The following is a 9,588-nucleotide window of genomic DNA, read 5'->3' on the forward strand; positions in this document are numbered from 1 at the left end:
ACCCGGTAAGTTTCATGGCGATTGGAACTATACGCTTCTTCCTCGCTCTTAATCGGTAACTTAATTCTTGCCCATGCCTAAGAGTTCACCGGCAGTCGCAGGCAGTGCAGCGAACGCAGATGCTGCCAGCAACAACGAGGTGGAAACAAGTAGCTTTGTCCGTTGTTGGATTGTCATTGCAATGGTCAACATACGTACCTCCATTTTGTGTCATTGATGATGCATGTGACAGAGCAAAGAAGCTTCGGGTCTCCTCTTGGTCCATGAGGTATGGGTGCTAAGGGGGCGAGCGGATCGGCAGGAATATCACCAAAAGTTCTTCTACTCTGTTCACGCGTATTCTACGCGCGAGCGGGTGTGGTTGGATGCGAGGTCTTTTGGGCATGACGAGACGGTAAAAAGGGCAGGGGAAAAGGAGGAAAGAAGGAAAAGAACTCTTCTCTATCCTTTTTGACTCTGTTCGAGGAATCTGCGATCGCCTCTACCTCAGCTCCCAGCTCGCGACCCTCACCCTAGCCCTCGCCCTGGCAGAGAGAGGGAAGAGCGAGCACAGCGAGAGCGGGTGAGGGTAATGACCAGGGGAAATCGAACCGCAACCACTCTAATAGCGGAACGTCACATCGACATAGCCGTAGTTCGCATCACTGCCAGAGAAGGTGTTCCGCGCTACGCCTTGGCCAAAGGCGTGACCATAGTACACGTACGCGGTAAGTCGGTCGTGAAGTTTGATCGTTATACCGAGATCGACAAGATGCGCGAGTTCACGACGGTTGCCAGCCGCAATCCCTGAGAACCCGAACACCGTGTTGCTGGTCGCCCCGCCACCGGCATACCAGAGATCGCGCCGCTCGGTCACTCGCAGCCAGTGATAATCACTACGCACCGTGACCCGGTCATGCGGCTTCACAATCAACTGCACGAAGAGATCCTCGCTATTCATGAGGTTATAGAACGGGAATTGCGCATAGATCCGCGCCGTCGGCAGCATCTGAAAGAATGTAGCGTGTTCACTGTCTGTGTTATCATCATCCCCCGAAGAGCGATTATAGCCAAGCCGTACCCACGGTGCCCAAGGAAGGCGTGGGAGTTGATACCCACACTCAACGGCATACGCCCAGGCGAGATGGTTGAGCTTACCCCACTCTCCAGCTTGGAAGGCGGTCCACACCAGCGCATCGAACGTCCCTGGTCCGAGCCCGATCGCAGTAATCGCGTGCCCGCCCCATGTATGGATGGCGATTGGCTCTTTGTCTGAGAGCCGCACAGGGCGAGGTCGGTTATCGACCTTGAGTGGGTCCCGCCGTCTGTCCTCATAGTAGAGATAGAATACCCGCAGATCAGTCGGCAAGGCGTTCGTCAGTTGTTTCACGGTGAGTGATATGCCGGTGAGACTGATACGATCGAGTTCCCGGTTAGCACTCACCTCAAATCCCCCGGCAGTCGGATGAAACGCAAAGGCGGTCACGTTCCAGTGTGGCTGATCGTATGCTAGACGTGTGCCGTCGAAGCTGCGTGTCACATGAGTGTAACCAAAGGGACCGATGAGGCGTTCTCCCAAACGCGCACGTTTCAACCAGCCCAGCGTAGAATCGGCTGGGATCGTCTCCACGCCATCGCTGTATTCGAATCGCCCCACGGTCATAGCGAAGCCACTATGCCGGAACGTGAGATATGCTTGTTTCAAGAACGTTTCACCGTGGCTGGTGGTGCGTGTGTGAACAAAGTAATTCGCGCCGGGTCCTAGGTTACCAATCGGTGGTGCAAGACTCGCATGGCGTGGAAGGTTCACGAGTCGCGTGTCTTGTAATTCCACCATGAATTGGAAGTGGGGAAAGGTCAGACGCGCACCAAGACGCAACTGGCTAGCGAAGAAGTCGTAGCGGTGGGCACGGCGCGCAGAGGTCGCGACTGACGGTTGGAACCAATCGACAAACTCTCCTCGTATCCGCTCACTCAGCGTAAAAGAGAGAGAGTCACGCCAATCGCTGGCCTCAGCGACACGGGTGATGCCAACTATGACAAGAAAAAGAGCAATGACGCGACTGAGTTGTCTGGACTTCGTATGCTGCGCACGGCACATGTCCCCTACTCCTCATACAGTCCTGCTGTGGGCTTTTCCTCCACATTAAGACAGTACGCAAGCAGTGGCCTGCGTGGATCTTGGTTCCACATCCATTCCCGATTCATGATTCGTAGAAAGGAAGGGACCATGGCAAAATGGGAAACTGGAGAAAGCAAGTACGTATCTTTGCTGTCTTTCTTTTCGCTGCCACACTTTCTCTGACAATGCAGGTGACCGTTGTGGTTGGCGAAAGACAACCAGCGCAGATCAGTCTCATTGGTCTAACCAACGATAACACACTCGTTCGCTTTCCCTCGAACAATCCGCGTGAAACGGCACGCGTCAAAGTGAGCGGGCTGACCGGCACGCTGGTAGGCATCGACCTCCGGCCAGCCAACGGTCTGCTGTATGGCGTCTCGGATGCCAACAACATCTACACTATTGACCCGACCACTGGTGCCGCAACATTGATCTGTACGCTCACTATTTCCTTCGATGGGGCACGCTCTTCGGGTATAGACTTTAATCCGCAATCCGATCGTCTTCGTCTGCTCGCCCGCAATGGACAGAATTTACGAGTTCACGCTGACCTTGGAGCCACGGCAGTCGACGGCTCCTTGGCCTACGCTACGACCGATCACAACGCAGGAACAACGCCGACCATCACGGCTGTTGCGTATACTAACTCGATTCCTCAGGCTCCCATTACTAAAACGTTTGATATCGACAGCAACCTTGACGTGTTAGTTCTGCAAGAGCCTCCGAATGACGGGATTTTGCTGACGGTGGGACCACTGGGGATCGACTTTGGTCCGATGGTAGGATTCGACATTCTTACTGATGGGAGTGGAAAAGATCATGCCTTTGCAGTGTCTGGCGCAACGTTGTACGCGATCGATTTAGGGACAGGCGCGGCAACAACGCTTGGCACGATCGGCGACGGTAGTCTGAATTTTGTCGGTCTTACGGCAGTAGCGGTTCCTTCTAGCAGTTTTCAATTGAATAAATAGACATGTCGGCGTAGACCGCGATAAGGCCATAGACCGTTCGTGGCACGATCTGCCGGAAACGCTTCGCTTATTCCGGCCTACGTCTTACCTCTCTTCAAACAACTGCAAACTGCCGTAGCAACAGCGTGCGCATCCATTCACTGCTCACGCACGTAGTATGTCATAAGAGCGTACACTCCAGAGTGCTCTGGCAACCCGGGGTGCTCTCGAAATCCTTGGTGTACGGATAGTGGTTCGCCTATGCGTTCTCTCGTAGACGAGATGGTGGGACGACAATCCTCAACGGATGAGGAGTTGTTAACTGCGCTCAAGCACGATCAGACCTTGGCCCTAGGCGCCCTCTACGACCGCTATGCCAGCCTCGTATATGGACTCGCACGCGCCATCTTAACGACGGTGGACGAGGCAGAAGATTTGACGCAAGAAATTTTTCTTGCGCTGCACAACAAATGCGACTATGACCCTGCACGTGGAACGTTCAGCGCATTCCTCATCACGATGACACGCTCACGGGCTATCGATAAACTGCGTTCTCGTGGAAGCAGGTTGAAAAACCTGACCCGGTGGAAGCAAATGACTCCTCTGGAAACCTCAGCTCCGACACTGCTGGAACAGATGTCACTCACTGAGTGCTCACAGCAGGTGCACACTGCTTTAGCGCAACTCCCAGACAACCAGCGTCAGGTGCTTGAGCTGGCGTATTATAAGGATCTCAGCCATTCGGAAATTGCTGCGCAACTCGATGCTCCACTCGGAACGGTGAAAACCTGGGCTCGCAAAGGACTCATGACTCTCAAAGACTCTCTCCACCACCTTCTCGGATGACACTATGACGAACTCTTTTGATCCCGACGTTCTCGAAGAAATGATGACACGCTATGTCTTAGGCGATCTGAGGGAGGGCGAAGCAAAGGAGTTCGCACAACTGGTGGCAACGAATCCTGACCTGGGAGCCGAAGTCGTCCGCTTACGTCAAGTGTTGCACCTGCTCCCCTATGCCGCAGCGACAGCCCCTCCAGTTCACTTACGTTTTCGCGTTCTACGTGCAGCACAAACCGGGAAGCCACACCGAGCGACCCGCGTAGACTCCCGGGTCAATTGGAGCAGAATGGTGGGAAGTATTGCAGCGGCACTCGCCATCTTCTTTGGTTGGGATAACTATCGTCTCCGACAAGAACTGCAGCTCATATCCGAAGTGAATACGCTGCTGCAACAACCCAATGTCGTCCTCTCCTTTTCTCTCAGCGGCACCGGGACACTTTCGCAATCGGTGGGCAGCGTGAAACTCGATCTCGATATGAAGAAAGCTGCAGTCGTCATTCGCGATCTTCCTCCCTTACCGACCCAGCAGGTGTATCGGTTATGGGCACGGCTCGTCGGCGGAGAAGCGGTTCCATGTGGTCAATTCACAGTCGACGTGAAAGGTGGAGTCCTGACGCAACTGCCGATTCCGGTCGATGCCTATACTTCGCCAATAAAACAGCTCTTTGTCACGGTTGAACCCACCTCTGCCCCTTTACAACCGACCGGTCCCACTGTCCTCATGAGTTCATAACCACGTCCGCTGTCTGCCCTGCGCCTTCACATTCGATAGAAGTTCGACAAAGGACTCAAGGTTGTGAAGCGCCCAGCAACAAAAAACAATATCACAAGAAAGTGATATTTCTAATGCAAACGTGGTTGACATTGCCACCCCCCTACACTAATACTCGGGCAAGCCTGACCAGGAGATATCCGTGCAACCTCACTTTTCAGTGATTCTCAACAAAGCCCTGCAGGATAAAGCGCTATCTGCTGAAGAGGGCTACACGTTGATCAACTGCGCTGATGAAGATGTTCCAGCGCTTCTGGCGACTGCTGGCGAACTCCGTGATCGTCATAAGGGAAGAACGGTGACCTATTCGCGCAAGGTTTTCCTCCCGATCACAAACCTCTGTCGCGATCGTTGTTCATATTGCACCTTCCGCAAAGACCCACGCGACCCTGATGCATGGACCATGACGCCAGACGAAGTGTTGGAGTGGGTTGAACGTGGCAAAGCACAAGGGTGTAAAGAAGCACTGATGTGCTTGGGCGACAAGCCGGAACTCGCCTACAGCGGCTATCGTGCCACGCTGGCCGGGTTTGGCCATAAAAACACGACCGAATATATCTATCGCGCCTGCGAGATTACCCTTGCGCAGGGACTCCTGCCACACACCAACGCCGGGGTGATGAGTTACGACGAAATGAAGTGGCTGAAGGAAGTGAACGTCAGCCTGGGCTTGATGTTGGAAAATATCAGCCCACGCCTGCGCCAACGCGGGATGGCCCACTTCTCAGCGCCAGATAAAGACCCTGCCGTGCGTGTGCGGATGTTACGCGAAGCCGGCGAATTGGCGATCCCTTTCACGACTGGCATTCTCATCGGCATTGGTGAAACACGCGAAGAATGCGTCGATAGCCTCCTGGCGATCCGCGACATTCACCGCGAGTACGGCCATATTCAAGAAGTGATCGTGCAAAACTTTCGTGCCAAGCCAAAGACACGCATGGCGGATGCGCCAGAACCCGAAAGCTTGGAGATGGCAAAAACCGTCGCAGTCGCTCGCTTGCTTCTTGGCGGACCAATGAACTTGCAAGCGCCACCCAATCTCAGTCCACATGATCACAAACTGATCCTGCGTGCAGGGATTAACGATTGGGGTGGGATTTCGCCGGTCACGAAAGATTATGTGAATCCTGAAGCTGCGTGGCCTCATCTGGTAACGCTCGCGCAAACCTGTCAGGAAGAAGGATTTACTTTACGCGAACGGCTGGCAATTTATCCGGAATACATTACCCGGCCAGGATTTCTCTTACCGGCACTGCTTCCGCGTACGCAAGAATTACAAGAGCAAGTCGCAGTCAGGCCCCAGGCCTAAGGCTGTAGTAGGCTATAGGGGAAAATGGATAAAGAGATAGATGGGTGAAGAATAAAAGACCCTCCCCACCCCCTAGTCCCTAGCCCCTAGTGAAGGAGTTTTACCGTGGCAACCAACGGACTGTCAGCTATTCTTGAACATGTTGATCGCGAAGTGAGCGCAATTCTCAACCGTGCTCTTGATGGTGAAGAAATCTCATGGAGTGAAGGTCTCAGACTGTGCGAAACCAATGGACTTGATCTTCAAGCAGTGTGTCTGGTCGCTGATGAGATGCGCCGTCGGCACGTCGGTGATGTGGTCACCTACGTCGTCAATCGCAATATCAACTTCACCAACGTCTGTATCAAACACTGCACATTCTGTGCGTTCAGCCGTGAGTATCGCGAAGAGCAGAGCTACTTCCTGCCAATGGAAGAAATCCTCCGGCGTGCGCAAGAAGCCGTCGATATGGGCGCGACAGAGGTCTGCTTGCAAGCAGGGCTGCCACCCAAAATGGATGGCCGGCTGTATATCGACCTGACCAAGGCCGTCAAGAAAGTGCTCCCCGATCTTCATGTCCATGCGTTCTCGCCGGAAGAAGTGAATTACGGCGCAGTTCGCGCAGGCGTTCCTGTGATCCAATATCTGAAAGAGTTGAAAGACGCTGGTCTTGGTACTCTGCCTGGCACTTCAGCAGAGATCCTCGATCAAGATATTCGCGACATTATCGCTCCAGGGCGCGTGACGGTACGACAGTGGATTGAGGTCATCACCTCAGCGCACAGTCTCGGTATCCCCACGACCTCCACGATCATGTATGGCCATATCGAGACCCCCATGCATTGGGTCAAGCATATGAACCTGCTGCGCGACATTCAGAAAGAGACCGGCGGGTTTACTGAATTCGTACCGCTATCGCTCATTCATCAAGAAGCGCCGATGTACCAGCGCAAGCTCGTAAAGAATGTCCGGCAAGGTGCGACTGGCGCAGAGGTGGTAAAGATGCATGCGGTCGCTCGACTGATGCTCGGTCCGACATTCCGCAACATTCAAGCTTCATGGGTCAAAGAAGGGCCGAAAATGGCGCAGTATCTGCTCACCATAGGGGCCAATGACCTCGGTGGCACGCTGATCAATGAAAGCATTTCTACTTCTGCGGGTGCGCAATATGGTCAGCTCGTTCCGCCCAAAGAACTCCGCCGCTTGGCACGCGACCTTGACCGTACGCCAGCCGAGCGCTCGACGACCTACACGCTACGTAAAGTCTTTACTGGTGACGATGAGGAGCTGAGCCCGCTTGATCTGGTTGAGAATCCAGACGAGCAATTCGGGTCATACAAGCGACTCGCGGCGTCTGAACAGTTCCGCTATGTGCATCCCTTTGAGCGCGAGAAGCAGCAAGTGTCACACTGAAATGACATGCTCCCCGAGGCATCACCCTGAGTGAAACGAAGAGTCTCGCCGAGAGATTCTTCGCGGAGTTTATCCTGAGCGTAGTCGAAGGGCTCAGAATGACAAAAGCGAACGGTCACGCTGGACGTGCACAAAGCTTGTAGGACTCTAATAAATCGGGAGCAGGCGTGACAATGCAAACTGATCTTACCGTCACCGCCCTTGCAGGGGGTGTTGGTGCCGCACGATTCCTTCGTGGTTTGGTCCGCGTTATCGACCCGGCGCGACTGACGGTCATCGTCAACACTGGTGATGACGACGAATTTTTCGGCCTCTCGGTCTCGCCAGATCTTGATACGATTACCTATACACTCGCGGGTGCCGTTGATGCGAGCAAAGGCTGGGGATTACCAGATGAGACGTTTCGTTGTCTGACTGCGTTGGGGCGTTACTATCCCGAGAATTGGTTCGGCTTAGGCGATGCGGATCTTGCCACGCATCTCTTTCGTACGCAGCAGCTCCGTCAAGGGAAAACATTGAGCGAAGTTACCGCCGCTGTCGTGCGACAGTGGAGCGTGGCGAGTACCATTTTACCCATGAGTAACCACCCAGTGCGGACCTTCGTTCACACTGAAGCCGGAGCGCTCCCCTTTCAAGAATACTTTGTCAAGCGCCGCAGCGAAGGGAACGTCAGCAAGGTCGAACTTCGTGGCCTTGAGAATGCAAGTGCTGCACCTGGCGTCTGCGATGCTATTCGCTCTGCACAGTTAGTGATTTTCCCTCCGAGCAATCCGATCGTCAGCATTGGCCCTATTATCGCGCTCCCTGGGGTACGAGCAGCACTACGAGAAACGGCAGCTCCCATCGTCGCAATTAGCCCATTGGTCGCTGGTAAACCGATCAAAGGACCCGCAGATCGACTGCTTGGCGGCCTTGGTATTGACGTTTCAGCCGTCGGTGTTGCCGGACTCTATCGCGATTTTCTCGACACCTTTGTCATTGATATCCAAGATCAGCAGCAAAAAAGTCGACTCGAAGAATTAGGGGTCTCCGTCATTGTCACAGACACGATTATGAGTGATATGGAGAAGTCAATTGCATTGGCACAAGCCGTAGTTGGCTATCGACATACGAAACATTAGCAAGCGCGTAGAACGTGAAGGGAACAAAGGCAAAAAACGTAAAACGTTACTATCCCTCCCCTTTTACGAATGACGAGTCACGAGTCTCGAATTATGAACACCATCTCAATCATTCCCATTCCCGGTATCCCAGCGATCACTCCGGGTGATAACCTTCCCGCAATTCTGCTGAAAGCCATTGACCAAGCACAGATTGGCCTGCAGGAGAACGACATTCTTATTCTTTGTCAGAAGATCGTCTCCAAAGCGGAAGGGGCAGTGGTCGATCTCAAAACCATTGAGCCTTCGGCCTTTGCGCTGCAAATCGCTGCGCAATGGGACAAAGATCCACGCGCCGTTGAGGTTGTCTTGCGTGAAAGTAGTCGTATCGTGCGCATGAAAAATGGCGTCGTCATCACCGAAACCAAGCATGGCTGGGTATGTGCCAATGCGGGGATGGATGAATCGAACAGCATTGGCGATGATATTGCTATTCTTCTGCCGAAAGACATTGACGGATCGGCACGCGCGCTGCGCTTGACGCTACAAGAACAACGTAAAGTCACGATTGGCGTGATTATCACAGATACGTTTGGTCGTCCGTGGCGAGATGGCTTAGTCGAGTTTGCCCTCGGCGTATCAGGACTTGACCCACTTCTTGACCTGCGTGGGGACACCGACCTGCGTGGGCGTGAACTGCATCATACCGTCGTTGCAGTTGCCGATGAGCTTGCAGCAGCGGCTGGATTGTTAATGGAGAAAGGCGCAGGGGTCCCCGCGGTTATCATCAGAGGCTACAAATTCGTTCCAGCGGATAGCGATAGTAAAAAGTTGATTCGCCCGGCAGAGGCGGATTTGTTCCGTTAGGTTATAGGCTTTAGGCTTTAGGGAGAAGAAGTAATCTGGTGCGCACAGCGCACGCTACCCTCGAGAGTCTGAATCGAACCACAGGACATTCGGACACTGTACGCGAGAGCCCTGCGGACGTGTCATTCTGAGTCCTCCACAGCGCGCGGCGCGGAGCGTGGAGGCAGAAACGAGACAGTGCTATGCTTGGCGGCACGGCCCCGACAAGCTAAGACCGGCGTTGCCAATGGTGCTGCAGGAGCCCATTTCTGAGT

Annotated in this window: 8 protein-coding genes; 7 read left to right on the forward strand and 1 reads right to left on the reverse strand. The window is 53.8% G+C overall.

Going from position 1 to position 9,588, the window contains the following annotated elements:
• Window positions 1-601: 601 nt before the first annotated feature.
• Complete coding sequence (locus FJ147_24790) at window positions 602-2,080, reverse strand: hypothetical protein (GenBank protein ID MBM4259103.1); 1,479 nt, start codon at window positions 2,078-2,080, stop codon at window positions 602-604.
• Between the two features lie 206 nt (window positions 2,081-2,286).
• Between FJ147_24790 and FJ147_24795 the strand changes: the two genes are divergently transcribed.
• The 7 genes from FJ147_24795 (at window position 2,287) to cofE (ending at window position 9,334) form a co-directional block, all read left to right on the forward strand.
• On the forward strand, window positions 2,287-3,072 hold the full coding sequence (locus FJ147_24795) for a DUF4394 domain-containing protein (protein MBM4259104.1): 786 nt from the start codon (window positions 2,287-2,289) through the stop codon (window positions 3,070-3,072).
• Window positions 3,073-3,312: 240 nt separating this feature from the next.
• Window positions 3,313-3,897 (forward strand): sigma-70 family RNA polymerase sigma factor, encoded by a 585-nt coding sequence (locus FJ147_24800; GenBank protein MBM4259105.1) that lies wholly within the window; start codon window positions 3,313-3,315, stop codon window positions 3,895-3,897.
• Between the two features lie 4 nt (window positions 3,898-3,901).
• Window positions 3,902-4,627, forward strand: coding sequence for a hypothetical protein (locus tag FJ147_24805; protein ID MBM4259106.1), 726 nt, complete (start codon window positions 3,902-3,904; stop codon window positions 4,625-4,627).
• 175 nt (window positions 4,628-4,802) lie between these two features.
• Entirely contained in the window at window positions 4,803-5,975 is a 1,173-nt protein-coding gene (cofG, locus tag FJ147_24810; GenBank protein ID MBM4259107.1) for a 7,8-didemethyl-8-hydroxy-5-deazariboflavin synthase subunit CofG, read from the forward strand.
• Between the two features lie 120 nt (window positions 5,976-6,095).
• The gene (gene cofH, locus FJ147_24815; protein ID MBM4259108.1) at window positions 6,096-7,367 is read left to right on the forward strand and encodes a 7,8-didemethyl-8-hydroxy-5-deazariboflavin synthase subunit CofH; all 1,272 of its coding nucleotides are present in this window, start codon (window positions 6,096-6,098) and stop codon (window positions 7,365-7,367) included.
• Between the two features lie 173 nt (window positions 7,368-7,540).
• Window positions 7,541-8,488, forward strand: coding sequence for a 2-phospho-L-lactate transferase (locus tag FJ147_24820; GenBank protein MBM4259109.1), 948 nt, complete (start codon window positions 7,541-7,543; stop codon window positions 8,486-8,488).
• A gap of 90 nt (window positions 8,489-8,578) precedes the next feature.
• Window positions 8,579-9,334 carry a coenzyme F420-0:L-glutamate ligase gene (gene cofE, locus FJ147_24825; protein ID MBM4259110.1) on the forward strand — a complete coding sequence of 252 codons (756 nt, stop codon included), beginning with the start codon at window positions 8,579-8,581 and terminating at the stop codon, window positions 9,332-9,334.
• The last annotated feature ends 254 nt before the right edge of the window (window positions 9,335-9,588 follow it).

Source organism: Deltaproteobacteria bacterium (assembly GCA_016874775.1).
Taxonomy (GTDB): domain Bacteria; phylum Desulfobacterota; class Binatia; order Bin18; family Bin18; genus VGTJ01.